29 protein-coding genes are annotated in these 24897 nt (G+C 66.2%); 13 read left to right on the top strand and 16 right to left on the bottom strand.

Going from position 1 to position 24897, the window contains the following annotated elements; translation table 11 throughout:
• A partial coding sequence (locus NFX52_RS20990) for a gamma-glutamyl-gamma-aminobutyrate hydrolase family protein (RefSeq protein WP_252635802.1) occupies positions 1-834 on the top strand: 834 nt, incomplete at its 5' end.
• A 9-nt stretch (positions 835-843) separates the two neighbouring features.
• Here NFX52_RS20990 and NFX52_RS20995 read toward each other — a convergent pair.
• Positions 844-1785: a LysR family transcriptional regulator gene (locus NFX52_RS20995; RefSeq protein WP_055397750.1), complete on the bottom strand. Its 942-nt coding sequence runs from the start codon at positions 1783-1785 to the stop codon at positions 844-846.
• A 58-nt stretch (positions 1786-1843) separates the two neighbouring features.
• On the opposite strand from NFX52_RS20995, the gene NFX52_RS21000 reads away from it, so the two are divergent.
• The 4 genes from NFX52_RS21000 (at position 1844) to NFX52_RS21015 (ending at position 5465) form a co-directional block, all read left to right on the top strand.
• The gene (locus tag NFX52_RS21000) at positions 1844-2191 is read left to right on the top strand and encodes a protocatechuate 4,5-dioxygenase subunit alpha (RefSeq protein ID WP_055397743.1); all 348 of its coding nucleotides are present in this window, start codon (positions 1844-1846) and stop codon (positions 2189-2191) included.
• 12 nt (positions 2192-2203) lie between these two features.
• Positions 2204-3049, top strand: a complete 846-nt coding sequence (locus tag NFX52_RS21005) for a class III extradiol dioxygenase family protein (protein WP_055397735.1) — start codon at positions 2204-2206, stop codon at positions 3047-3049.
• Between the two features lie 136 nt (positions 3050-3185).
• A complete protein-coding gene (locus tag NFX52_RS21010) occupies positions 3186-4460 on the top strand; it encodes a putative DNA modification/repair radical SAM protein (RefSeq protein WP_055397726.1) in 1275 nt (424 codons plus the stop codon).
• A 15-nt stretch (positions 4461-4475) separates the two neighbouring features.
• Positions 4476-5465 (top strand): TIGR03915 family putative DNA repair protein, encoded by a 990-nt coding sequence (locus tag NFX52_RS21015; protein ID WP_238385580.1) that lies wholly within the window; start codon positions 4476-4478, stop codon positions 5463-5465.
• Here NFX52_RS21015 and NFX52_RS21020 read toward each other — a convergent pair.
• Genes NFX52_RS21020 through NFX52_RS21030 form a run of 3 tightly spaced genes read right to left on the bottom strand, consistent with a single transcriptional unit; the run spans position 5359 to position 6997 of the window.
• Entirely contained in the window at positions 5359-6360 is a 1002-nt protein-coding gene (locus NFX52_RS21020; RefSeq protein ID WP_055397715.1) for a pyridoxamine 5'-phosphate oxidase family protein, read from the bottom strand. The two genes, NFX52_RS21015 and NFX52_RS21020, sit on opposite strands and share 107 nt — an antisense overlap.
• Positions 6357-6821, bottom strand: a complete 465-nt coding sequence (locus tag NFX52_RS21025) for a glutathione S-transferase family protein (protein WP_238385579.1) — start codon at positions 6819-6821, stop codon at positions 6357-6359. Before NFX52_RS21025 ends, NFX52_RS21020 begins: the two co-directional genes overlap by 4 nt.
• On the bottom strand, positions 6812-6997 hold the full coding sequence (locus NFX52_RS21030) for a glutathione S-transferase N-terminal domain-containing protein (protein ID WP_238385578.1): 186 nt from the start codon (positions 6995-6997) through the stop codon (positions 6812-6814). The genes NFX52_RS21025 and NFX52_RS21030 overlap by 10 nt, the downstream gene beginning before the upstream one ends.
• A gap of 117 nt (positions 6998-7114) precedes the next feature.
• Here NFX52_RS21030 and NFX52_RS21035 point away from each other — a divergent pair, with 117 nt between their 5' ends.
• Positions 7115-8038 (top strand): LysR family transcriptional regulator, encoded by a 924-nt coding sequence (locus NFX52_RS21035; protein ID WP_055397706.1) that lies wholly within the window; start codon positions 7115-7117, stop codon positions 8036-8038.
• Positions 8039-8339: 301 nt separating this feature from the next.
• Entirely contained in the window at positions 8340-8909 is a 570-nt protein-coding gene (locus tag NFX52_RS21040; RefSeq protein WP_055397698.1) for a response regulator, read from the top strand.
• A 72-nt stretch (positions 8910-8981) separates the two neighbouring features.
• Here NFX52_RS21040 and NFX52_RS21045 read toward each other — a convergent pair whose 3' ends face one another.
• Positions 8982-9575, bottom strand: coding sequence for a TetR/AcrR family transcriptional regulator (locus NFX52_RS21045; RefSeq protein ID WP_055397691.1), 594 nt, complete (start codon positions 9573-9575; stop codon positions 8982-8984).
• Positions 9576-9710: 135 nt separating this feature from the next.
• On the opposite strand from NFX52_RS21045, the gene NFX52_RS21050 reads away from it, so the two are divergent.
• Positions 9711-10547, top strand: coding sequence for an SDR family NAD(P)-dependent oxidoreductase (locus NFX52_RS21050; protein WP_055397686.1), 837 nt, complete (start codon positions 9711-9713; stop codon positions 10545-10547).
• Positions 10548-10591: 44 nt separating this feature from the next.
• On the top strand, positions 10592-11725 hold the full coding sequence (locus NFX52_RS21055) for a thiolase family protein (RefSeq protein ID WP_207402084.1): 1134 nt from the start codon (positions 10592-10594) through the stop codon (positions 11723-11725).
• Positions 11726-11738: 13 nt separating this feature from the next.
• Here NFX52_RS21055 and NFX52_RS21060 read toward each other — a convergent pair whose 3' ends face one another.
• From NFX52_RS21060 to NFX52_RS21095, 8 genes are all read right to left on the bottom strand, one after another.
• Positions 11739-12215 (bottom strand): FKBP-type peptidyl-prolyl cis-trans isomerase, encoded by a 477-nt coding sequence (locus NFX52_RS21060; RefSeq protein ID WP_055397684.1) that lies wholly within the window; start codon positions 12213-12215, stop codon positions 11739-11741.
• A 90-nt stretch (positions 12216-12305) separates the two neighbouring features.
• Complete coding sequence (locus tag NFX52_RS21065) at positions 12306-13385, bottom strand: pirin family protein (RefSeq protein WP_055397680.1); 1080 nt, start codon at positions 13383-13385, stop codon at positions 12306-12308.
• 591 nt (positions 13386-13976) lie between these two features.
• Positions 13977-14315: a hypothetical protein gene (locus NFX52_RS21070; RefSeq protein ID WP_055397677.1), complete on the bottom strand. Its 339-nt coding sequence runs from the start codon at positions 14313-14315 to the stop codon at positions 13977-13979.
• 403 nt (positions 14316-14718) lie between these two features.
• Positions 14719-15600 (bottom strand): DUF5677 domain-containing protein, encoded by an 882-nt coding sequence (locus NFX52_RS21075; protein WP_055397675.1) that lies wholly within the window; start codon positions 15598-15600, stop codon positions 14719-14721.
• A 462-nt stretch (positions 15601-16062) separates the two neighbouring features.
• A complete protein-coding gene (locus NFX52_RS21080) occupies positions 16063-16431 on the bottom strand; it encodes a DUF1428 domain-containing protein (protein ID WP_055397674.1) in 369 nt (122 codons plus the stop codon).
• Positions 16432-16520: 89 nt separating this feature from the next.
• On the bottom strand, positions 16521-16877 hold the full coding sequence (locus NFX52_RS21085; protein ID WP_238385577.1) for a DUF1579 domain-containing protein: 357 nt from the start codon (positions 16875-16877) through the stop codon (positions 16521-16523).
• A 195-nt stretch (positions 16878-17072) separates the two neighbouring features.
• Positions 17073-17732, bottom strand: coding sequence for a glutathione S-transferase family protein (locus NFX52_RS21090; RefSeq protein ID WP_055397775.1), 660 nt, complete (start codon positions 17730-17732; stop codon positions 17073-17075).
• Positions 17733-17767: 35 nt separating this feature from the next.
• A complete protein-coding gene (locus tag NFX52_RS21095) occupies positions 17768-18196 on the bottom strand; it encodes a VOC family protein (protein WP_055397673.1) in 429 nt (142 codons plus the stop codon).
• Positions 18197-18334: 138 nt separating this feature from the next.
• On the opposite strand from NFX52_RS21095, the gene NFX52_RS21100 reads away from it, so the two are divergent.
• Positions 18335-19018 (top strand): TetR/AcrR family transcriptional regulator, encoded by a 684-nt coding sequence (locus tag NFX52_RS21100; protein WP_055397669.1) that lies wholly within the window; start codon positions 18335-18337, stop codon positions 19016-19018.
• A 111-nt stretch (positions 19019-19129) separates the two neighbouring features.
• Here NFX52_RS21100 and NFX52_RS21105 read toward each other — a convergent pair whose 3' ends face one another.
• The 3 genes from NFX52_RS21105 to NFX52_RS21115 form a co-directional block, all read right to left on the bottom strand.
• Entirely contained in the window at positions 19130-19942 is an 813-nt protein-coding gene (locus tag NFX52_RS21105) for a cupin-like domain-containing protein (RefSeq protein WP_055397662.1), read from the bottom strand.
• Entirely contained in the window at positions 19942-21399 is a 1458-nt protein-coding gene (locus NFX52_RS21110; RefSeq protein WP_082437407.1) for a metal-dependent hydrolase, read from the bottom strand. The genes NFX52_RS21105 and NFX52_RS21110 overlap by 1 nt, the downstream gene beginning before the upstream one ends.
• A 215-nt stretch (positions 21400-21614) precedes the next feature.
• On the bottom strand, positions 21615-22595 hold the full coding sequence (locus NFX52_RS21115) for a helix-turn-helix transcriptional regulator (protein ID WP_055397654.1): 981 nt from the start codon (positions 22593-22595) through the stop codon (positions 21615-21617).
• A 140-nt stretch (positions 22596-22735) separates the two neighbouring features.
• Here NFX52_RS21115 and NFX52_RS21120 point away from each other — a divergent pair, with 140 nt between their 5' ends.
• From NFX52_RS21120 to NFX52_RS21130, 3 genes are read left to right on the top strand one after another with little or no spacing between them, the layout of a single operon-like run.
• Complete coding sequence (locus NFX52_RS21120) at positions 22736-23464, top strand: NIPSNAP family protein (protein WP_055397645.1); 729 nt, start codon at positions 22736-22738, stop codon at positions 23462-23464.
• 19 nt (positions 23465-23483) lie between these two features.
• Positions 23484-24107: a glutathione S-transferase family protein gene (locus tag NFX52_RS21125; protein ID WP_055397636.1), complete on the top strand. Its 624-nt coding sequence runs from the start codon at positions 23484-23486 to the stop codon at positions 24105-24107.
• A 48-nt stretch (positions 24108-24155) separates the two neighbouring features.
• Positions 24156-24671 carry a hypothetical protein gene (locus NFX52_RS21130; RefSeq protein ID WP_055397634.1) on the top strand — a complete coding sequence of 172 codons (516 nt, stop codon included), beginning with the start codon at positions 24156-24158 and terminating at the stop codon, positions 24669-24671.
• Positions 24672-24897 lie beyond the last annotated feature (226 nt).

Raw genomic sequence — 24897 nt, forward strand, 5'->3', positions numbered from 1 at the left:
TTTCAACACGCCGACCCCGCCCGCCCGTTGTTCACTGGCAAGACGCTGCAGTACGTCGAGCAGTCCATCGCCCACTGGCTCATGTCGGCCGGTGCCATGGTGGTGATGGTGCCCTGCCCCACGGGCGAGACGGCACGCGGCGACGTGACGCTGGACCACTATGCCGAGTGGCTCGACGGCATCGTGATGCACGGTGGAGCCGACGTGTGGCCGGGCAACTATGGCGAGGAGCCCCTGCGCGAGGAGTGGGTGGGCGACCGCGTGCGCGACCTGTACGACCTGGCCGTGGTGAAAGCCTTTGCCCAGGTGGGCAAGCCCATCTTTGGCGTGTGCCGGGGCCTGCAGCTCATCAACGTGGCCTTTGGCGGCGCGCTGTACCAGGACATCGAGACCCAGCACCCCGGTGCGCAGCAGCACCGCAACGCCAGCACCTACGACCAGCACTTTCACGACATCCACATCCTGCCCGACTCGCACCTGGCCACGCTGTACCCCAACACGCCACGCGCTCGGGTCAACAGCATTCACCACCAGGGCATCAAGCGAGTGGCGCCCGAGTTTGTGGTCGAGGCCCTGAGCGAGCCCGACGGCGTGCCCGAGGCGATTCGCCTCAAGCCCGCGCCGGGGCGCGGCTACATCGCCGCCACGCAATGGCACCCGGAGTTCCACAAGCAGGGTTCAGACACGCTGGACGACACGGCCATCCTGAATGACTTTCTGGCGGCCTGCGAACAGGCCAAGGCCCACCCACGGCCGGTGCTGCGCCCCGTGCCTTCGTTGCGGGAACGGGCGGCGCGGCGGCTGCGCAAGGCGCTGTCACGGCAGCGCGACTGACCCTGCGGGTCAGGCTCCTTCCACAGGCAACACAGCGGCCAAGACATCTTGCAGCTGCGCCCGCAGCCAGCGGTGTGCCGCGTCTTGCTGGTAGCGCACATGCCAGATCAGGTACATGGGCAGACTGGGGCAGGCCACGGGCACCGGCACGCCCGCCAGCGCGGCCAACGCGGTGCGCCCCATCAGCGACGGCGCTGTAGTGAGCAGCGATGTGCCCCGCACAAACGCGGGCAGCGCGGCAAAGCCCGGCACGCGCACCACCAGGCGGCGGCGCACGCCACGTGCTTCCAGTTGCCGGTCCAGTTCCAGCCCCCGGTGCGCCTCGTAAGCCACCGTGGCGTGGTCCGCCGCCAGGTACTCCGCCTCTGAGGCCGGAGCGCTGCGCACGGCCGGGTCATAGAACACGCGGTATTGGTCTTCAAACAGACGCTTCTGCACGATGTCGGTGCCCTCGGGCGGGCGGGGGCTGATGACCAGTTGGCACGCGTCAGACCGCAGCAGCTCGGCACTGGGCGCGCCGCTGGGCACGATGCGCAGCGTGACGCCCAGTGCGGCAGTGCGCAGGCGCGCGGCCAGCGCGGGCAAAAGCAGGTCGCGCTGAAAGTCGTTGGCGGCGATGGTCAGCTCGGTCTGCCAGGCGCTCGGGTCAAACTCGGCCCCTTGGGCAAACCGCTGCATCTGGTGCAGCATGTCACGCGCGGGCTGGGCCATGGCCTCGGCCCGGGCGGTGGGCACGATGCCACGCCCGCGCTTCACAAAAAGCGGGTCGCCGGTAATGGCGCGCAGCTTGTCGAGCAGGTGGCTCACGGCCGACTGGGTGACGCCCAGGCGATCAGCCGCCGCCGTGATGCTGCCCGTCTCCAGCACGGCCAGCAGCAGCTTCAGCAGGTGTCCGTCCAGCGCTGATCCATCGAAATTGCTCATGCATTCGATGATGTTTTGAGGCTTCATCTTTGGCAATGGCGTCGCGACACTGCGGGCTGACTTACATCAAGCCCCGGAGACTTCCATGCCTTCCCCACTGCCCCCGATCCCCGGCACCACGCCGTTCGATGGCGACCAGGCCCGCAAGGGCTATGCGCTGAACAAGATGTGCTTTTCGTTCAACGACGAGGCCAACCGCAAGGCCTTTGTGGCCGACGAAGAGGCGTACATGAAGCAATACGGCCTGAACGAGCAGCAGGCCGCCGCCATCCGCGCCAAGAACGTGTTGCAGCTGATTGCCGCAGGCGGCAACGCCTACTACCTGGCCAAGTTCGCGGGCATCTTCAAGCTGGACATGCAGGACATCGGCGCGCAGCAGACGGGCATGACCAAAGACGAATTCAAGGCCAAGCTCGTGGCCGCGGGCAAATAAGGAGACAAACCCATGGCACAACTCATCGGCGGCCTCGGCACCTCGCACATTCCGGCCATTGGCAACGCCATTCACAAAGGCCTGCAGAACGAGCCCTACTGGAAGCCCTTCTTCGACGGCTTTCCGCCCATCCGCCAGTGGCTGGGCGAGAAGAAGCCCGACGTGGTGGTGATGTTCTACAACGACCACGGCCTGAACTTCTTTCTCGACAAGATGCCCACCTTTGCCGTGGGCGCAGCGGCCCAGTACAACAATGCCGACGAGGGCTGGGGCATCCCCACGCTGCCGCCCTTCCAGGGCGAGGTTGATTTGTCGTGGCACCTCATCAACACGCTGGTCGAGCAGGAGTTTGACGTGACCACCTGCCAGGAGATGCTGGTGGACCACGCCTGCACGCTGCCGCTCAAGCTCTTCTGGCCCGAGGGCGATTGCCCGGTGACGGTGGTCCCTGTGTGCATCAACACCGTGCAGTTTCCGCTGCCCTCGGCCAAGCGCTGCTACGCGCTGGGCAAGGCCGTGGGCCAGGCGATCCAGAGCTGGGACAGCGACAAGAAGGTGGCGGTGATCGCCTCGGGCGGGCTGAGTCACCAGCTCGACGGCGAGCGCGCAGGCTTCATCAACAAGGCGTTTGACCTGCAGTTCATCGAAAGCCTGACCACCAACCCCGAATGGGCCACGCAGTTCAGCGTGCACGAGCTGGTGGAAAAGACCGGCACCCAGGGCGTGGAGCTGCTGATGTGGCTGGCCATGCGCGGAGCGCTGTCCACCGCCAGCGCGGGCGTGCGGCGGGTGCATAGCAACTACCACATCCCAATCTCGAACACGGCGACCGCAGTCATGGCACTGGAAACGGTCTGACCTCGTCGATTTCAAGCATTTTTGGCTGCTAGCGCTCATCCATAAAGCGCAAGCAGCTATCAATTCAGGAGTATCCACCTTTCCCCAATTCCCCCCAGGATGGTGTAAGGCATCCGAAATACTGTAAATTCATCCAGTGAATTTACAGTCCAAACTCGCCATCCTGGCCGACGCCGCCAAGTACGACGCCTCGTGTGCATCCAGCGGTGCTGCGCCGCGCGACTCGGTGGGCGGGCGCGGCATGGGGTCCACCGAAGGCATGGGCATCTGCCACAGCTACGCGCCTGACGGTCGCTGCATCTCGCTGCTCAAGATTCTGCTCACCAACTTCTGCCAGTACGACTGCCTGTACTGCGTGAACCGCGTGACCAGCAACGTGCCCCGCGCGCGCTTCACGGTGGATGAGGTGGTGCAGCTCACGCTGGATTTTTACCGCCGCAATTGCATCGAGGGGCTGTTCCTGTCCAGCGGCATCATCCAGAGCCCCGACTACACGATGGAGCAGGTGGTGGAGGTGGCCCGCGTGCTGCGCGAAGAGCACGACTTTCGCGGCTACATCCATCTGAAGACCATTCCCGATGCAGCGCCGGAGCTGATGGAGCGCGCAGGCCGCTATGCGGACCGCCTGTCCATCAACATCGAGCTGCCCACGGCCGAAGGCCTCACGGCCCTGGCGCCAGAAAAAGACAGCGCCGCCATCGACCGCTCCATGGCCCGCATGGCGGTGCACATTGGAGAATCCCGCGCCGCGCGCAAGGAGCAGGCTGCACTGCCCATCGTGTCCATGCCGCAATCGCGCACCACGCGCCGCGCCAGCGTGCCGCACTTTGCGCCCGGCGGGCAGAGCACGCAGATGATCGTGGGGGCGGATACGACCAACGACCGCACCATCCTCGCCACCAGCGCGCGGCTGTACGGCGTGCACCGGCTGCGGCGCGTGTACTACTCGGCCTTCAGCCCCATCCCCGACGCGGCCCGCGCGCTGCCACTGGCCGCGGCGCCCACGGTGCGCGAGCACCGGCTGTACCAGGCCGACTGGCTGATGCGCTTTTATGGCTTCACCCACGACGAGATCGTGCCGACATCTCAGCAGGGCATGCTGGCGCTGGACGTGGACCCCAAGCTGGCCTGGGCCCTGGCGCACCGCGAGCGCTTTCCGGTCAACCTGAACACCGCCCCGCGCGAACTGCTGCTGCGCGTGCCCGGGTTTGGTGTGCAGACGGTGGACCGCCTGCTGGCCGCGCGCCGCGTGCGCCGCCTGCGGCATGCGGACCTGGCGCGGCTGCATGTGTCGCTCAGGAAAGTGCTGCCCTTTGTGGAGGCGGCCGACTACCGCCCCGGCCGTGCGCTGGACGCTGCCGACCTCGCCGCGCAGTTGACGCCGCCGCCGGAGCAGCGCAGCCTGTTCTGAGCTGGAGAGGCCCGCATGCAGCGCCACACCATCACGCTGGACCACGCCACCGACTGGCCCGGTTTTCGCCAAGCGGCACGCGCCCTGGTGCAAGCCAACGTGCCTCCGCAGGCTGTGGACTGGCGCTGCCAGGCGGATGCCGCTGAAGACCTGTTCGCGCCCGAGCCTGCTGCCAGCCACACCTTGCCCAGCCCAGCCCCCGATGCGCCGCCGCTGCGCGTACCGCCCGACTTTGTGCACCTGTGCGAGCAGCTCATCCTGCACCGCGACCCGGCCCGCTTTGCGCTGATGTACCGCCTGCTGTGGCGCATGGCGCAGGGCGGCCATGAAGCCGACGCCGCGCGGCACGACCCGCTGGACGCCGACCGCATGTTGGCCCACCACATGGTCCGCAGCGTGCGGCGGGATATCCACAAGATGCACGCCTTTGTGCGCTTTCGGCCCGTGGTGGAACCCGATGGCCAGACCCTGCACATGGCCTGGTTCGAGCCCGACCACTACATCACCGTGGCCAACGCGGGCTTCTTCATCCGCCGCTTCACGCAAATGCGCTGGGCCATCCTCACCCCCGACGCCAGCGTGCGCTGGGACGGCCAGCAGCTGCACACCGGCCCCGGCGCGCAGCGCAGCGACGCGCCGCCGCCCGACGCGGGCGAGGCGCTGTGGCTCACCTACTACCGCCACATCTTCAACCCCGCGCGGCTCAAGCTGGCCATGATGAAGAAGGAGATGCCCACGCGCTACTGGCACAACCTGCCCGAGGCCGCGCTCATCACCGAGCTGGCGCAGACAGCGCACGAGCGCAGCGCCAAGATGGTGGAGGCCGAGGCCACCGTGCCGCGCAGGCGCATCGCGGGGACAACGGCACCCCGTGCGCGGCCCGCTGGTGGTGCCCCACTCAGTCCAGCGCCGCCTCGCGCATCACCCGGAACTGAGGGGCCGACACCGGCGGTGTCCAGCGCCACGGCAGCACCTGCGGCCGCCACAGGGCGCGCAGCACCGTGAGGCGCAGCACACGCTGTGCGCCGGGCCAGGCAGCACGCGCTGCGCGGTCCCACAGCACCTCGGCCTGTGCGGCAATGTGCAGCAAACCGCCCTCTTCATAGTCCACCACCAGCAAGCCTGCCAGCGGGTGCAGGGCCAGGTTGCCCAGGGTGTTGAAGAACTGGTTGCCCGGGTAGTCCGGCAGGCTCAGCACCACGCCGGCCGCCGTGTGCGCCACCTGCACAAAGCCCGGCTCGCCGCCCCGGTGCGATACATCCACGCCTTCGCTGTGGCCGGCACCAGGGCGTGGCGCCGAGGCACTGGCGATGAACAGGGTGTCGGCACGCTGCACGCGCTCGATGGCGGCGGCGTCCAGTCCGGCGCCCAGCCACTGCACCGGGCCCGGAGCGGCCAGCGCAGCGCGCAGGCCTGGCTCCCGCGCCTGGATGTATTTGGGGCAGTTGCCAAAGCTCTGCACCACCCGCACGTCCAGGCCGGTATCGCCAAACGCTGCCACCCGCCCGTTCATGCGGTTGCGCCGCCGCGTGTGCGGCTCCAGCCCCAGCACGCCCACGGCAGCGCCTGGCGCCAGGTGTGTGAGCACCGGGTCCTGGGTATCCGGCGCGGTCGCGATCTGCATGCGCTGCGCATCGGGGGTGTGCACAAACCCAGGTGGGCCAGCGAGCATCGTGGCCCACGGCTGGCCTTGTTCATCCAACGTCCCCAGCAGCAAGGTGGGCAGCTTTTCAAACAGCTCGCGGTGCTGGTCGGGCATGTGGTCGCGCAACACCATGGCACCCACGGCCGCCATGCGCTCGCGCACGCCCACGCGCGCCTGCAAGGCCTGCTCACCGGGGTGGAATGCCTCGGGCGGCACCGGCACCCCAACCGGTGCAGCGGGCACGGTGGCTGTCATGCCGCCACCTGCTCGGCAGTGGGCAGCTGGTCGGCCAGCACCGGGTAGCCCGGCAAGGCCTGCATGCGCGCCACCCAGGCCGCAATGCGCGGGTAGGCATCCAGCGGCAGCCCTGCGAGATGGGCCTGCGAGGTGTAGCTGACCATGGCCACATCGGCCAGGCTGGGCGCTGAGCCCCCGAGCAACCAGGCCCGCCCCTGCAGTTCGTCCTCCATGAAGGCGAGCAGGCGCTTGCCGGTGGCCTGCGCCACCTCGTTCACGGCACGGCCCGTCAACGTCGCAAAGCGCGGCCCCCCAATGCCCGGCGCCAGAAAGCCCGCCGCCAAACTGAACCAGCGCTGCAGCTGCGCCTGCCCCACGGCGTCTTGTGGCAGCCAGGCACTGCCGGGGGCGTAGCGCTGCACCAGATAAACCAGGATGCCATTGCTGTCACTCAGCACCTGGCCCGCGTCTACCAGCACGGCACCTGGCCCAGCGGGTTGAGTGCCAAAAACTCCGCGCGCTGGTGTTCGCCGCGCAGCAGGTTCACATCGATCAGCACATAGGGCAGGCCGAGCAGGGACAGCATCAGCTCCACACGATGGCAATGGCCCGAGATGGGCATGCGGTACAGCTGGAGCGGGGTGGTGGGGAACATGGTGAGGCCTCGTCGGTGGGTGAGTGAAAAGATGGCTCGACGATAGCTATTGCAAACCGCGATGTGAATAACCAGTCACCGCTTTTCATAATTGCGGCATCCGCAATAATGGCTCGCATGGACTACCTCGACACCCTGCGCTGTTTTGTGACCGTGGCCGATGCCGGCGGCTTTGCCGTGGCAGGGCGGCGGCTGGGCTGCTCGGCCACGGCTGTCACGCGTGCCATTGCGGCGCTGGAGGCGCGGCTGGGTGTGCTGCTGTTCCAGCGCAGTACGCGTTTGGTGCGGCTGACCGAAGCGGGCGAGCGCTTTTTGCAAGACTGCCGCCCCATCCTGAACGACCTGCACGAGGCCGAGCAGGCAGCCAGCGGTGCACAGGCCGAGGCCCAGGGGCTGCTGTCCATCACCGCACCGCAGATGTTCGGCATCCAGCATGTGGCGCCCATCGTGCAGGGCTTTTTGCACGCCCAGCCGCGTGTGCAGGTGCGCACGCTGTTCGTCAACCGGCTGGTGCATTTGCTTGATGAAGGCATGGACGTGGCCATCCGCATCGCGCACCTGCCCGACTCGGGCCTCACTGCGGTGCAGGTGGGCGCACTGCGCCGCCTGGTGGTGGCGTCACCCGCCTACCTGGCGCAACACGGCGAGCCCCGGCACCCCGACGAGCTGGCCGCGCACCGCGCCATCGGCTTCTCGTTCGACGCGCGGGCTGTGACGCCCTGGAAGTTCAAGGACGGCGCCACGGGCCAGCCGCAGTTTGCGTGGATCAGCAACAGCAACGAGGTGGACATCGCCGCTGCCGAAGCAGGCCTGGGCCTCACGCGCTGCCTGGCCTACCAGGCCGCCGCCAGCCTGCGCGCGGGGCGGCTGCGCATCGTGCTGGCCGAGCACGAACTGCCGCCCGTGCCCGTGCACATCGTCTACCCCGCCGGGCGGCGGGCACCGGCCAAGGTGCGCGCGTTTGTGGAGTTTGCGCGCGAGCGGCTGGCGGCAGAGCCGGTGCTGCGCGGGCGTGGGCTGGTGCGCGGCGGTGCGCAGTGACAGGCCATACTTCGATTATTTTTGGCCTCTAGCGCTTATCTATCAAGCGCCGGCAGCTATCAATTTTGAAGTTTTTGCGGGGCGGCATTGTTCGACTGGGATGGGACCGTCGCCCGCTCTTTCACCATGACACGGAACACGCCGCCCGGAGCGGCGGCCGCATCTGGAATACTTGCGCCCTGTGGACACGAGATGTGCGAACGCGCCCGTCACTCACCCATTCAGCGGCCATCCGCTGGAACCCAGCGAACGCAATGACCCGCCGCCCGCCATCCAAGAACGAAAGAAACGAGACAGCACCATGAGCATCTTCGACCGGCTTCTGGGCAGTGTGCGCAAACCGACGGGGAAGCCCGAAGCCCCCGCCGTCCCACCAGCGGCACCCGTGGAACGCCGCCAGCGCAAACGCGTCAACGCCCGCAAGGGCACCACGGTGCTGATCATTGACGACTCGCCGACTGTTGTGGCCGTGCTGCGCAAGGCACTTCGATCTGCAGGCTATGACACCCGCGAGGCGCTCGACGCCGAGCAGGGCCTCGCCCTGATCGCAGAGGAAGCGCCCGAACTGATCTTCCTCGACATCATCCTGCCGGGCATGAACGGGTTCAACGCGCTGCGCGCGATCCGCAAATTGCCCGCTTCGCAGCACATCCCCGTGATCATGATCAGCGGCAACGAGCATGCCACCGAGCAGTTCTACGCCAACCGCATCGGTGCAGACGACTTCATGAAGAAGCCGTTCTCGCGCCACGAGATCTTTGCCCGCATCGAGGCGCTGCTCGACGAGCAGTTCGTCCCCCGGCGCAAGGTGGACGCCGCGCCAACGTCCTCGCCCACTGCGGCCACCCCAGCCACGCCCACCGCGCCCTGACTACGCCACCTGACATGCAGGCCGATCGCGCCGCTTTCTCAGCCGCGATCACATGAACAGCCCTCCAGGGTCTCAAGCTGCAGGTGGTGCACAGACGCGCAGCGCCGCCGCCGTGGCCTGCAGGATCTCGTCCGAAAAGTCCGGATCGTCCACCGCGCGCGCCAGCACCATGGCGCCGACCATGCTCGCGTAGTCGGCCAGCGCGCGCTGGCGTTTGGCCGCCTTGGTGCGGCCGGGCATCAGCGTAGCCAGGGCGTCCACCTGTTTTTGCACCCCATCGGTCACGGCCTGCCGCACGGCGGGGCCCTGGCGCGCGGCGTCGCTGCCCAGCGCGGCCAGCAGGCAGCCGTGGCCGGGCGCGTCGCGATGTCGGGCTGACAGGTAGGCGGCTTCCACCGCTCCCAGCGGGTCTTGCCCGTTGTGTGCAGCGTCGCGCGCCAGCGCAGCCCAAGCGGTGTGCAGCTTGCCCAGCGCGCGTTCGGTGGCCTGCGCCATGAGGTCGTCCTTGGATGCAAAGTGGCCATAGAAGCCGCCATGCGTCAGCCCCGCGCTCTTCATGAGGTCGGCCACGCCAATGCCATCGAAACCTTTCTCACGGAACAGCTGCGCGGCCATCTCCAGGATGCGCTCGCGGTTTTCTGCCATCTGTTCCTTGCTGACTTTCATCGCATTCCCCTTGTTTGCTGCGCTGCCTGAAATCACCTGCTTTACATTTTAAATGATGCTCGTCATATAATTCAAACATGATGATCATCATGTAAAACATCTTTCGCCTTTTTCTGTTTTCTTCAGGAGCCTTTCATGTCCACTGCTGCATCCCATTCATCCCGCACCTCTATGCCCTCCCTGGGCACTGCTGTTGTCACCGGCGCATCGTCCGGCATAGGGGCGGTGTATGCCGACCGCCTGGCCCGGCGCGGCTATGACCTGGTGCTGGTGGCCCGCGACGCTGCACGCCTGACGGTTCTGGCCGACCGCCTGGCCCGCGAGACCGGCGTGCGCACCGAGGTGCTGCAGGCCGACCTGACCAACCCCGCCGACCGGGCCCGCGTGGAGCAGCGCCTGCAGTCGGACGCCAGCGTCACCTTGCTGCTCAACAACGCCGGCATGGCCGTGAGCGGCACGTTCCTCGAGTCCGACATCGATGCGGTGGAACGCATGATTGCGCTCAACGTGGTGGCGCCCACGCGGCTTGCAGCGGCCGTGGCCAAGGGGTTTGCAGCACGCAAGGCGGGCACGCTGATCAACATCGCATCGGTGCTGGCGCTGGTGCCCGAGATGTTCAGCGGTACCTACAGCGGCACCAAGGCCTATGTGCTCAACCTCTCCAAGTCACTGCAGGCCGAACTGGGCCGCCATGGCGTGCGCGTGCAGGCTGTGCTGCCGGGCGCTACACGCACGGAGATCTGGGATCGCGCGGGCACACCCATCGCCCACCTGCCGCAAGAGATGCTGATGGATGTGGACACCATGGTGGACGCAGCGCTGGCAGGCCTGGACCAGGGTGAAGAGGTGACCATCCCGTCGCTAGAAGCCGTGCATGAATGGACCGCACTGGAAGACGCCCGCCGCGCGCTGGGCCCCTTCCTGTCGCTGCGCGACCCGGCACGCCGCTACCTGGCCGCCGCTGTCGCCTAACCCGCAACCCACCCCACCAAACGTCACCTCCGAAAGGCATCGCCATGAAAGCCCTGATCACCGCCTATGCCCGCTCGCCCTTTCACTTTGCGCGCAAGGGCGCGCTGGCCGACATGCGCCCTGACACCCTGGCCGCGCAGGTGGTCACCGGCCTGCTGCAGCGCACCGGCATTGACCCCTCCACACTCGAAGACGTGATTGCCGGCTGCGCCTACCCCGAGGCGGCGCAGGGCAACAACATCGCGCGCATCGTGTCGCTGCTCGCGGGCCTGCCGCACGAGCTGGGCGGAATGACGGTCAACCGCTTCTGCGGCTCGTCCATGTCAGCCATCCACATCGCCGCCGCGCAGATCGAGGCGGGCCTGGGCGAGGCATACCTGTGCATCGGCGTCGAGTCGATGACCATGGTGCCGCAGGGCGGCTTCAACTTCTCGCCCCACCCCGCGCTGTACGAACACAGCGACGCCTACATCAGCATGGGCGAGACGGCCGAGAACGTGGCGCAACGCTACGCGGTGACGCGTGCCGACCAGGAGGCAATGGCCGTGGCATCGCACCGCAAGGCCGCCGCCGCGCGCGACGCCGGGCGGCTGCAGGCCGAGATCGAGCCCATCACACTCGCATCCGGCGATGTGGTGGCGCAGGACGGCTGCATCCGCCCCGGCACCACGCCCGAGGCCCTGGCCGCGCTGCGCCCTGCGTTCAGGGACGATGGCGTGGTCACCGCAGGCACCTCTTCGCCATTGACCGACGGCGCCGTGGCCGTGCTGGTCACCACCGAGGCGTATGCCACCCGCCACGGCCTGGCGCCGCTGGCGCGCATCCTGGCGATGGCGACTGCGGGCGTAGACCCCGCCTACATGGGCATGGGCCCGGTGCCCGCTACGCGCAAGGCACTCGCGCGCGCAGGCATTGCGGCGCAGGACCTGGATGTGGTGGAAATCAACGAAGCGTTTGGATCACAGGCCCTGGCCTGCATCCGCGAACTGGGCCTGCGCGAGGACGCGATCAACCTGGACGGTGGCGGCCTGGCCATCGGCCATCCGCTGGGCGCGACAGGTGCGCGCATCACCGGCAAGGCGGCGGCGCTGCTGCAGCGGGAGAAGGGCCGCTATGCGCTGGCAACGCAGTGCATAGGCGGCGGGCAGGGGATTGCGACGGTGCTGGGGGCCGTGTAGCAATCTGTCGTGATCAGTGCTGGTGTCCGTGCGCCCCGTGCACATGCCGGTGTGCAATTTCTTCAGCACTGGCAGCGCGCACTTCGGTGACCTTGCAGCTGAACTTCAGCGCCTGCCCGGCCAGCGGGTGGTTGCCGTCCAGGTGCACTTCGGGGCCCTTGATCTTGACGACGTTGAACAGGGCGGGCTGGCCGTCAGTGCCCATGCCCTGCAGCTGGCCGCCCACCTTCACGCCCGGGGGGAACTCGGTCTTGGGGATGGTGCGCACCAGGCTTTCGTCGCGGGCGCCGAAGGCGTCTTCCACGGCCAGGTCCAGCGCGGTGGTGAAGCCGACGGCCTGGCCTTCGAGGGCGGCTTCTACCTTGGGGAAGATGTTTTCATAGCCGCCGTGCAGGTATGACAGGCTGCCCGCGTCCAGCGGCTTGCCCTGCGGTGTAGTGACCTTGTACGTGATGGTGACGGCGGTGTCTTTGGTGATGGTGGTGGCCATGGTGGTATCTGCTTGCGCTAAAAGCGTGCATTGTCCACGAGGCGCCCGGTGGCCGCCGGGCACCTCGGGGGCGGGGCGCGCCGCCCCGGCTTACGCGCCAGCCGTCGCCTCTGCCGGCCGCTCTTCTTCCGCCTGTCCCGGATACCGCGCAAACCGCCGTGCCTCGGTGCCATGCACCGGGTCCTGGTCGGGCCAAGGCCAGCCGCCGAACTGGGTGCGGCGGTAGTCGTTCATGGCCTGCATGATCTCCGACTGCGTGTTCATCACAAACGGGCCGTACTGCGCCACGGGCTCGCCAATGGGGCGGCCCTGCAGCACCAGGCATTCGACGGCGGTGGTACCGGTGTTGGTCAGGGTCCAGTCCTCGGTGGCCCGCACCTGCAGCGCGGCGTGGCGGTCCACGTCCTGCGGGCCGACGCGCAGGCTGTCGCCCACAAAGAAGTACAGCATGCGCTGCGTGGTCTCCCCCTTCGCCGCAGGCAGTGTCCATTCAGCGCCAGGCTCCAGGTGCAGCGTCCAGATCGCCACATCGCCTTCGGGCTGCGAGGCCCAGGATTCGGGCGGTGGCGACAGCGGATCGGGGGCGCCGGGCAGCGCACCGGCCACCACTGTCACCGTGGTGGCGCGGCCTGCAGCGTCGTGGTGCACCAGGCGCGGGATGCGCTCGTTCCACAGCATGGTGAAGTGCGGCGCCACCATCTTGTTCTTGGCAGGAAGGTTCAGCCAGATCTGAAAGAGTTCGAGCGGGTTGGGCTCGGTGGCGTTGAGCAGCGGGAACATCTCCGAATGCACGATGCCCTTGCCGGCGGTGACCCACTGCACATCGCCACCGCCAAAACGCGCGGCTGCGCCCAGCGAATCGGAATGGTCGATGAGGCCCTTGCGCACCAGCGTCACCGTCTCAAAACCCCGGTGCGGGTGGCCCGGAAAGCCCGGCACGGTGTCGCCGTGGTACATGCTCCAGCCGTCCTTGCCGCTGAAGTCGCTGCCGATCTGGCGGTCTTCAATCGGTACGGCAGGGCCGAACGCTGCGTTGCCTGCGGGGTAGGCATCGTCGTGGTGGGCGCAGAAAAGAAACGGGTCGAGAGTGGGCCACTGCGGACCGAGCAGCTGGGCGCGCACGATGGGCACCAGAGCGGTGCTTGCTGCAGCAGGTGTGGACAACGACATACGGGGGCTCCTCATGTTGTGCACCGCCATGATCGGGCGGTATGCCTGTGGAATATGGAGCCTATGGTGCCTGAGCAGAAGTGCTGTGGGTGGAACAGTGCGATGCGGCGGGCAGGACAGTGAGCATCGGAGACTGTCTAGGCGATTGCGAAATGCGTTTGCACGGCCCCTGGTTTGAGCGTTCGAACCGGCGATTCCGGCCAGAAGCAGCCGGTCGCGGCTGGCGAAAGCGTACTCTCAACGTTTTGGAGTTGACCGGCACGCATCGGCATTGCGCCATCAGTTAGACCGCGTCGCGCCCAGCATCAGTTTTCCTCCACTTCGAAGTTGCGCCTACCACCCAGCGAATCAGCACGGCTAAGCCTGTGAACACGGCGGCACACGGGACGAAGTACAGCAAGAACCATATTGCAAAGTGCGCGGCCGGGACAGAATTCGATAGGGCAAGTGCCGCTGCGGTCGAAGCGAGCAGGGTAGGCAACGCGTAAACGCGCGTCGCCTGCCTCGCCGAGTGGATGCAAAGCCTTAGGAAGGCAGCCAAGCCCAATGCCGCCACAAAGTAAACGAGGATCTCAGGTCCCATCGCGCGGTCTAACGTGGAGCTACCCGGCGACCCGCAGGGGCGTCCGCATTGGGCGGCAGATTAAGTTGCGGGGCGAACACCTTTTTGTGCCAGTACATGATTGGCGCGGCAAACCACGCCTCATTGGCCGAGTTTCTAAACTGGGCCAACTGTCTCATTGGGATGTTGTAGCGCCAGAAAAGTGCAAGCAAGTCGCGCAACGATTCTTCGGAAATTCGACGCGACTTCACGACAAGAGTGTCTTGCTCCCAGAGAACAAAGCATGCGATCTCCGCCGCCCATTGAAATAGATGCTTTTCGTCAAGTTGTGACCCGAAGCGAACGCCTGAACAGTCGAGATAGACCATGGAGCAATTTAACGTTGAAATTGTGGGGCGGCGCAGCCGTCCCAAACGAACGACCTGTTAAACCTCATGTCAGCCCTCCGACGCGAGAAGTGCTGACACTTCCTCGTCGCTAGGCTGCCACTTGGCGCCCCTTGCCTCGTAGAGCTTCGCCAAGCCAAGCAGCGCAAGTGGGTCTTCCGCTCTAAGGCTACAACGACTACTGATCGCCGCGTACCAGCCTTCATTTCCGGACTCGCGCTTAACGTCGTATCCCATTCCACGAAGAACAGCTAGTGCAGGCGCCAGCGTATTTCCAGCCTCGGAAATGTCGGTTCGTTCCATCATGAGGTTTAACGTTTGAATTCACCGGACTGCGCGGCTTTTCGCGCAGGTCCGGTGGAATGATTGGTTAGGCAGAATTTCGTCATGCACCTTCACCATCAGCAATATGTTGTGAAGCTGGCGGAAATGCGTCGGACGGTTTGGTGCTCAACTCTAAGAGCCGATTGAAGATTTTTTCTTCTGTCTTCAACGGTGCTTGCATATCCTGCTGCCCAAAGAACGCCGCAAGGTAACCGCAACCAGCGTGAAGCACACCGATCAAGATTTCTTCAAGTTGGCATACTGCGGCGGCCCTAAATCCGTCGGTAGTTCGCTCACCCGTCTGATGATCTGAAAAAAAGTAACTCACTCCGAAGGGCGAGCCATGAATAATTTCTGACGAAAGGCTGTAGATGAGGAAATCGGCCGCGAGCAGGCGTGATGCCGCGCGGCGGCCCGCAAGCTCTCCCACCATTCTGATGCGGCTGGGAACGTCAAGATTCGTCCAACTGCCTTTGCCTTTTCCGCTGAACTCAGGAAACGTCTCCGCAAGGGTCGCCTGCGGATCGGCGTCTGAGCGAATCTCCAGAGAAAACTCTCCGCTTCCTCTCTTTCTATTGAAATGTTTCCAAGCGGCGTAGTCGATATAACGGATAGCCCGCGATGCGACTTCATCGGACTCAGCAAGAAGATAGCTGGCGTTTAGAAAGGACTCGAATGCTGAACGGGCAACCGGATACGCATCTCGAACGGGAATGCCACGAAGCTTTGCCATGCGAAGCAATGTTTCGAGGGATTGGCCCGCTCCCATCGCTAGATACGTGCTAATGCGCCGCTGGCTGTCGCCGAGACTGCACACCAGCCTTTCCTCTTCAAAAGTAGCAGGACCCTGAGATGCGACGTAGAGCGCAAGACGGAGGAACTCCTGCTGGAGCATTGCCAACCCCCGGAGTGCGTCAATGAGCGGTAATTCCTCGATATCCATGGGCTGCCAAGTGATGCTGCCTAACGTGATGTATCCCGCAAACCTAGCGAAATAACGTGGACCTTGCGGGATATTCTGGACACGGATTCCTCCGGGAAGTGGCTTGCAGATTGGGCTTGCGGTCAGTGCGCTGTCTAACAGCACAGGTATAAAATTTCCGCCAAACCCGGCAAACATCAATTCGGCAAACTATAGCTTGCCAGTAGGCAGGCACCGGGCACTGAGACAGCGCGGTTTGGACGGCAAGCCAGCAGTCAACGGCAGCTTTGGGGTCGTTTCGTCCACCGGCTGCTTAGGGCTCTTTGCAGCCCAAAGCCGACCACGTGAGCAGGAAACCAATTCGCATTGCGCAGCTTGCAACGTGACATTCCGTTGCCAGCTTGCGCACTGCACCGAGAAGGCGTGCGGTGGGAAGGCGCTGCTCCGCGAAGCGGGCGCGGTCTGCGCGAAGTCAACAGCTGTTCAAGCCTTCACCTCCACCACCTGCTCGAAGCCGCCGAAGATCATGCGTTTGCCATCAAAGGGCATGGGAGGGTTGCCGGGTTGGGACGGGTCCATGCGCGGGTCTTCCATCATCTTCTTCATGCCCGCGTCGCGCGTGGCTTTGTCGGGCCATTCGACCCACGAAAAGGCCACCGTCTCCTCGGCGGTGGCCTGGACCGCGCGGCGGAAATCGGTGACTTTGCCGTCGGGGACGTCGTCGCCCCAACCTTCGATCACACGGATCGCGCCCAGCTCGATGAACATCGCGTCGAAATGGCGCGCGTGCTCAATGAACTTCTGCTTGTTGGCGGTGGGAACCGCGATCACGAAACCATCGATGTAGGACATAGCTTGACTCCTGTGAGGTTGACCATGGGATGCGCCCGCCTGTGGGCGCCACGTATTCGTTCGGTGGACGCGGACCGGGGCTCGCCCCATCACTTGCGCCAGTACGTTGCCTGCATCATCTGCGACCAGCTGCCATCCGGCTGCAGCCCGAACGATGTCAAGGTGCGTTCGTTTGCGCTCACCAGCGTGATCACGTCGCGGTAGCGGGCGGTCTTGCCGTCGTCCTTGAAGCTCGGGCCTTCGGTCTCCAGGGTCAGCACCTTCTGGTCGGCATCGAGCGTGCCTTCGTACACGAACATGTGGGTCATCATCGAGCCCACCCAGGTGCCGCGAAACACGCTCTTCTCGGGGTCGTAGCCTAGCGTCATCAGCATGTGGGCTTCGCCCCCGCCGGGCATGGTGCCCGTGCCTTCGCACAGCACCCACAGGTCGCCCAGGGCGCGCACATGCTCTGAGCCGGGGATTGCTCTTGAGCGGGCGCGCCGGACTCGCCGGGTGGAGCGTCGCAGTTGGCGTCGCTGGTCCAGTCGCCAATCAGCTGCTGCAGCCAGCGGTGCATGGCGTGGGGTTCGGCATTCATCATTTCGGTCTCCTTGGTGGTTGGGGTTTGGCAATTCAGTCAACCTGGGGGATCGATCCCGTCAATCACGGTCTGGCGCCCCGAGCGGAAAGTAGTGGCGGTAGGGGCGGCCGCCCTCCACGGCTTGCGCAAATGAGGGTCGCGCCAGCAGTCGCGCGCGGTAGGCGCGCAGCAGGGGGTAGTTGGCGGCAATGGGGTGCGTCCAATCGGCATAGAACAGCGCGGGCGCCGCAGCGCAGTCGGCCATCGTGAAGCCGTCGCCCGCAGCCCAGGTGCGGCGGGCCCATTCGCCTTCCAGCCATGCATAGGCCTTCTCCAGCTTGTCAGCGGCCCAGGCCACGCCGTCAACGCGCTTGGCGGGGTCGCCAGTCAACGCAGCGTTCACCGCGTGCTGGACGGGCGCCATCACGTGCAGGTCAAAGAACCGGTCCATGAACCGCACCTGCAACGCCGCTGCAGGGTCGGCCGGTATCAGCTGCACAGGCCCCGGGTGGGCCATCTGCAGGTGCTCGATCACGATGCTGCTCTCCACCACCGTGTGATCGCCATCCACCAGAAGCGGAAACTTTGCCAACGGCCAGCGGCGCAGCCATTCGGGCGCATGGTTGCCCGGCGCAGCGGGGTCGAGATTGCGCAATTCAAAGGGAGTCCCGTTTTCATACAGCGCAGTCAGCACCTTCTGGGTGTACGACGAGAAAGGGTGTCCATAGAGGGCGAGCATGGCCGTACCTGTGTTGGGGCTCTGGTGCGCTTCGCTCATTCGGGCGCCACCACCATCCACGGCACGCCAAAGCGGTCGGCCACCATGCCGAAGGCCTGCGAGAAGAAGGTCTTGGCCAGCGGCATCTGCACCTGGCCACCGTCGGCCAGCGCATTGAACAGGCGCTGGGCCTCCGCTTCGCTCGCGGGGCTCAGCGCCAGCGAGATGCCCTGGAAGCTGGCCTTGCCCGACCCCATGCCGTCCGATGCCATCAGCGTCGTCTCGCCCAAGGTGAATTCGGCGTGCATGACCATCTCGGGCGTGGGGCCTGGGCCGCTGCCGTCGGCGCAACCCTGTCCTGCTGCGGGCTCAGGGTTGTCCTTGTAGCGCATGAGGGTGCCAACCTTGGCGCCCAGGGCGCTGCGGTAAAAGTCCAGCGCTTCTTCGCAACGGCCTTCAAACATCAGGTAGGACTCGACTTTCATGGGGTCTCCTTGCAAACCAGGCCGTTCATCCCATGAAGGCCTGGGAGGGTCATAAAAAAAGAAAGTGCCCACCTCATTGTGAACACCGTCCACAAACAATAGCAAAGATAATGGACAGTGTCCACATCCAAGTCCGCCATGCCCGTAACCAATCGCAACGCCCCCCCCGCTAGCTCTGCCAAGACTGCCAGCGCAGGCCCCGCCCCGCGCGCCACCTACCGCCATGGCGACCTGCGGCGCGCGCTGCTGGACGCCGGCATTGAGCTGGCCCGACAGGGTGGCCCCGACGCCGTGGTGCTGCGCGAGGCCACACGCCGCGCGGGTGTGGCGCCCAACGCGGCCTATCGCCACTTTGCCAACCGCGACGATTTGCTGGCCGCAGTGCGGGCCGCCGCCGTGGCCGCTGCCGCGCACTTCATGGAGGCCGAACTGGCCCAGGTACCCACCACAGGCACCCGCACCGAACAGGCCCACGCCAAGGTGCGCGCCGTGGGCGCAGGCTACATGCGGTTTGCGCATGCAGAAACGGGCCTGTTCCGCACCGCGTTCGGAGGCCGCTTCACCGTGCAGACCCATCCCGACCCGGCCATGGGCGGCGCCACGGGCCTCAATCCTTTTCAGCACCTGAGCGCCGCGCTGGATGACCTGGTCACCGCTGGCGCCCTGCCACCCGAGCGCCGCCCCGGCGCGGAGTACCTGGCATGGTCCACCGTGCACGGTATGGCGCTGCTCAGCATTGACGGGCCACTGCGCGGCACGCCGCAGCCCCTGCTGGACGGGCTGGGGCAGCGGCTGCTGGACATGGTGGAGCGGGGGATCTAAGAGCGGCTCACAAAACTCAGCGCAGCGGCCCTGGCTAGGCGTTCCGTCGCAGGCAGTACAAGCGGTACGACAAGACGGAACAACGACGCCAGGGGAGTTTTGTGAGCCGCTCTAAACCCGCGCCGGATGGCAGGTGCAATGCCCACGTCGCCACAGGCCCGCCAAGTGCGCCCCCTGCACAGCCTGGCGCCACGCCCACTGCGCGTACACCGTCGTGCGGGTGCCAAAAAAACCGGTCAGCAACACGCTGGGGGTGTGGTTCACCACTTCATGCCACCAGCGCGCGGGCACATAGAGCACGTCCCCGGGCTCCAGGTCCACCACCCAGGCGTCGCCTGCAACAACACCTCGGTCCACCACGGCATCAGCATTCAGTGAAGCCAGGGCCGCCCAGTGGTCATGCTTGGCGGCAACGGCACCCAGCCGCTCCACCGCCCCGGGGCGCAGCAGATAAAAGCGCTTGCGCCCCACCAATTGCACGGCAAGGTTGTCGAGGTAGTCGTGGTGCAAGCCCGTTCTGGCCTCTGCGGGGCCGATCCAGGTCTGGGCATCGTGCAGTGCCCCGGGCGGAAACAGCTCCTGCGGACGCACATCGGCGCGCAGCGTGGGAAAGGCACCCAGAAGATTGAACTCCTTGAGGTACAGCGGCGCTTCGCCGGCGGTGGCGGGGCCTTGCAGGGACTGGAGATAAGCGCCCAGAGTGGAAGGCTGGAACACGGTGGCGCCCAGCTCGCGGTTGCCCTGCACCAGCCGCACGGGCAGGTCGGGGGCCAGCGCCCCCAGGCGCTCCCAGGTCCACTGCGCCACTGCGGGCCAATGGGCCGCGCGCTGGCGCAACACACAGGGCTCGCGGCGGCCGACGACCTCGGCCACGGAAGCTACCTGCGCGCCCAACGGCTCCCACGCGCTTTCATGGTCTGCCATCACAGCACCCTGGCCATGCAGCGTTGCATCCCCCGCAACCAGGGCAGCGGCACATGGCGCCACAGCGGCGCCAGGGACGACAACGGGATGCGCCCCCGCACCACCACCCCGTAGTCCAGCGACGCGGCATGCGGAAAGTAGTCTGGCTTGCAGGCCACGATGGTCTTGAAGCCCTTTTGCCAGTAGTAGCGCAGCTGCGGGTCTTGCGGCATGCCCCGGCGGGTGGCGTAGACGTACGACTCCACCGGGGCATGGGTCTCGCTCCTGCGCCAGCGGGCCAAGCCCGGCACGGGCGAGCCCAGGTAAATCTGGCGCCAGCCAGCCTTCAGCGCACGCGGCCAGAAGAACGCAAAGATCGCCTCCACCCCTTGCGGGCTGACGCTGCTCAGACTGATGCCAAACAGGTCACGGCTGGGCTGTGCCCCGTCCTGGCTTCCAACCTCCGCGCAATCGGCCCAGGTGCGGGCGCCTTGCAACTGTGCCGCTGAAATGGGCTTGAGGAACAGCGAGGCCAGCGCCTCGCCCGTGCGCGGGCAGAACGCCCCCATGCACAGCTGCGGGTGGGCCGCGATGCGTTGCGCCATGGCCTGCGCGCTGGCGGCCTGGTCGTCGCTCCACTTCCGGTGCTCCAGCACCAGCAGGCGGGGAATGTCGCGGGCCTTCAGCGGGCGCACTTCGATGCGGGTCTTCTCTGCGTTTCGGCCCGCGTGCGGCGCAGGCACCAGGCGGTGCAGCGGCAGCCCGTAGCCCAGCCACCCCACCGCCATGCGGGCCAGGCCCATGCCCTGCCGCAGCACAAACTCCGCCGCAGACCGGACACCACCACCCCAGGTCAACCGGCACTGCGCGCGATCGGTCTGAAAGAAGTCCCAGGTATGGCGCGCCACATCGCCCAGCAATATCAGGGACGCCAGCACATACAGCCCCAATCGGCGCCCATAGCCCACCTGGCCCACCTCATTGAGAAGGCGCAGCGCCACGCCATGGTGCGCCACCTCTTCTTCGCAGTGCCAGCGCCACAGGCTGGACTGGCGGCACGCGTTGTGAACCAGCCAGCCCTCACCGCGCAGTGCCTGGCGCGAGATCAGCGCTGTCAGGTATTCCAGCGCCGCCGCCAGGGCCAGGCGCTCCTTCCAGGCCAGCGCCTGCTCCAGGCCCTGCACGGCGCGCCCGATGCGCGCCTCCAGGGCCACGGCGTTATAGCCCTGGGCCGCCAACTGCGTGTTGTACAAGCGGTGCGCGCGCTGGTGGGCGCGCTCCTCGCGGACGAACTGCGCCACCTCTTCCTGCAAGGGCGCCCCTTCGGGCAGGCGCGTGGCAGCGTCTTCCATCGCCCGGATCACAAACTGCTCCCCGGAGGGCAGCAGCAGCGAAAACGCATTGAACAAATACGAACGAAAGGGGGTCTGGTTCCAGAACCGCTCGGACGCCCCCGACACCACCATCACTGTTTGCATCACCGCAGGCCATTGTTAAAGCCTGTTGAAGGTAGTGGGGGCACGTGTCGCGCATGTAACACCCCCCAACACTACCCAACCGGCAGGGCGGCTGCAGTGGCAGGGCACGGTCTGCGGTGAAGTGCCTGCTCAGTTTCAGAATATTTTTAGGCCCTCGCGCTTATCTACATTGCGCAAACAGCTGCAAATTTAATAGCAACCCCTTACAACCCAGATCACGGCAATCCATACAGGCGCGCCGTGGCCACCACCCGCTCCATGAGCGCGCGGCGCAACGCCGCAGGCCGTAGCACCTCCACCTGCGGAGACAGCCGCATGAGTTGCCCGGAGGCGTGTTCCACCGACTCAATGGGAATGGTGACGGCCACGCGCCCGTCCTTGCGGCGGGGCGGCGGGGCCGCAGCCACCGCGCGGGCCACGGCGCTGCTGAGCGCGCGCAGGCCCTTGAGCCCGGCAGGTGTGGCCAGCAACGCCGCCTCGCCGGTGTAGATCCCTGCTTCAAAACGCTGGATCGACTGCGCCCAATAGCTGGCCAGGTCAAACCGCGCCGGGCGGCGCACGGGTGTGGCCAGCGCCGTGGCAGCCCGGATGTTCGACACGCGGTAGGTGCGCGGTCCGCCTTCTGCCGTACCCGCAGGCCCTGCCACCAGGTACCAGACACCCGCCTTGAGCACCAGCCCCAGCGGGCTCACCGTACGCTCCACCGTGTCGGCCCAGCTCTCGTAGCGCATCGCGATCTGGTGACCGCTCCACACCGCAGCGGCCACGGTGGGCAGGTGGGGCGTGGGGTCGCTCTCGCGGTACCAGTCCACCGGGTCCAAATGCAGGCGGGTGCTCACGCGCTGGGCGTCTTCGCGCCACGAAGCGGGCAGCGACGACAAAAGCTTCAGCCGCGCGCCCTCCACATCGCCGCCCAGCCCCAGATCCTGCGCGGGCCCGGGCAGGCCGCTCAAGAACACGGCCTGCGCCTCGGAAGGCGTGAGCCCGGTGAGCGTGGTCTTCCAGCCTGGCAGCAGCGCAAAGCCACCGTTGCGCCCGCGCTCGGCATAGATGGGCACACCGGCCGCGCTGAGCTGGTCCACATCGCGGTACAGCGTGCGCACGGAGACCTCCAGCGCCTCGGCCAGCGCCTGCGCACTCATGCGGCCCTGGGTTTCGAGCAGCATTTGAAGGGACAACAGGCGGCTGGCGCGCATGGGCAGGCAGGTTGTGCGGGGTAACTGGGGGTACTAGGGTGAAGGCGAAAGATAGCGCAAATACCTGCCATGGGTTGGCAGGTATTGCGGCGCAGACTCCGATCCTGACCTTGTCTTACCCCCACAAACCCGGAGCCCGCATGCCCACCGCCGACCTTCACCCCATCGTCGAACTGCGCCAATACACCCTGCACCCAGGGCAGCGCGACGCACTGATCGACCTCTTCGACCGCGAGTTCGTTGAAACACAGGAGGCCCATGGCATGCGCGTGCTGGGCCAGTTCCGCGACCTCGATCAGCCCGACCTGTTTGTCTGGCTGCGCGGCTTTGCCGACATGGACTCACGCCGCCGCGCGCTCGAAGCCTTCTACGGCGGCCCCGTGTGGGCGGCGCACCGCGCTGCCGCCAACGCCACCATGATCGACTCTGACAACGTGCTGCTGCTACGCCCCGCGTGGCCCGGGGCGGCGTCCACGTTGCCGCAAGACGCCCGGCCCGCGCCGGGCGCCACAGGCACTGCGGCGGGTGTGCTGGACGCTACGGTGTTCTATCTGCACGAGCCCGCCACCCCGGCCTTGCTGGACTATTGCCGCCACCGCATGGCCCCCGCGCTGCAGCGCGGCGGCGCGCGCCAGGTGGCTTGGTACAGCACCGAAGCCAGCCCCAACACCTTTCCCCGCCTGCCGGTGCGCGCGGGCGAGCATGTGCTGCTGGGGCTGGCGCTGTTTGGCGATGCAGCGGCGCTGCAGTCCTTTGCCAACAGCGGCGCCTGGGCGCGGGACGTAGCCCCGGGGCTTGCCCCCTGGCTGGCCCGGGCGCCCGAGACGCACCGGCTGCAGCCCACGGCGCGCTCGGCGTTGCATGCCTGATCGCAAAGGAGAAGAGCCCATGTCCACACCCGCCTCCCTGCTGCTATACGGCGCCGCAGGTTCCGGCCACTCGTACAAGGTTCGGTCGCTGCTTTTACTGACTGCCACCCCGCACCGCTACCAGCCGATTGCGCTCGATACGCCCCGGGTCGAGCGCCCCGCGGACTTTGTGGCAGCCAGCCACTTCGGTGAAGTGCCGGTCCTCGTCGATGGCGGCACCGCCTATTGCCAATCCAATGCCATCCTGCTCCATCTGGCGCAGCGCACCCGCGCGTTCTGTGGCGCTGCGGCGGAAGGGAGCGCCATCCTGGAATGGCTTTTCTGGGAGACGAACCGCATTGGCTTCAGCGTGCCCAACCTGCGCTTTGCGCTGCGCTGGGCGCCCCAGCCTGCCGAGGTTCTGGCGTACCTGCGTGAACGCGCCGTCACAGACTTGGCCACGCTGAACGAAACACTCGCAAGCTCGGAGTTCCTGGTGCCTTCCGGCCCCAGCATCGCAGACCTCGCCTGCTCGGCCTATCTCTTCTGGCTGCCCGAGGCGGGCCTGGCCGAAGAGGACATCCCCCATGTGTCGCGCTGGCTGGACTCCCTGCGCGCGCTGCCCGGCTGGGTTCATCCCAACGAGGCCATGGCGTCGCCCTGATCGTCGTTCTGATCCGTCTCCCCTCACGCAACCCCATCACCGAACACCATGCAAGACAACACCCCAACCACCGGCCACCACGCCGCCCGCGACTTCGACTTCCTCATGGGCTCCTGGCACATCCGCAACACGCGCCTGGTGCACCGGCTTCAGGGCTGCAACGACTGGGAGGTGTTCGACGCCACCGGCAGCGCGCGGCCGCTGCCCGGCGGCATCGGCAACTACGACGACTTCATCCCCGCCACCTGGAAGCCCGGCTTTGTGGGCATGGCGCTGCGCGTGTTCAGCCCTGAGGCACAGCGCTGGAGCATCTACTGGCTGGACAACACCACCGGCGGCGTGGACGCAGCCACCGGGCTGCTGCATCCGCCCGTGGTGGGCGGGTTTCGCGATGGCGTGGGCATCTTCGAAGGCCAGGAGAACTTCGAGGGCCGCCCCGTGCGCGTGCGCTTCGAGTGGTCGCAGATGCACACCGGCACACCGCGCTGGCAGCAGGCTTTTTCGGACGACGGTGGGGCCACCTGGGAAGTCAACTGGGTGATGGAGTTTGCGCGGCCGGTGTGAGGCCCTGCACACCATTGCAGGGGTGGGCGGCTGGCAGGGCATCCGCCATTCCATCCAACCACACCATCGCCACCGATTGAGAGCAAAAATAGCATCCAGCGCTTGGCGGCCTCAATTCTGAAGTGCAACACCGAGAATTGAGGCCAAGATGACACAGAAGAATTACCAGCAGTTGAGCCAGAGCGAACGCCACGCAATAGCCCTGGGACTGCAGCAAAAGCAAAGT

Source organism: Acidovorax facilis (genome assembly GCF_023913775.1).
GTDB classification, from domain to species: Bacteria; Pseudomonadota; Gammaproteobacteria; order Burkholderiales; family Burkholderiaceae_C; genus Acidovorax; species Acidovorax facilis.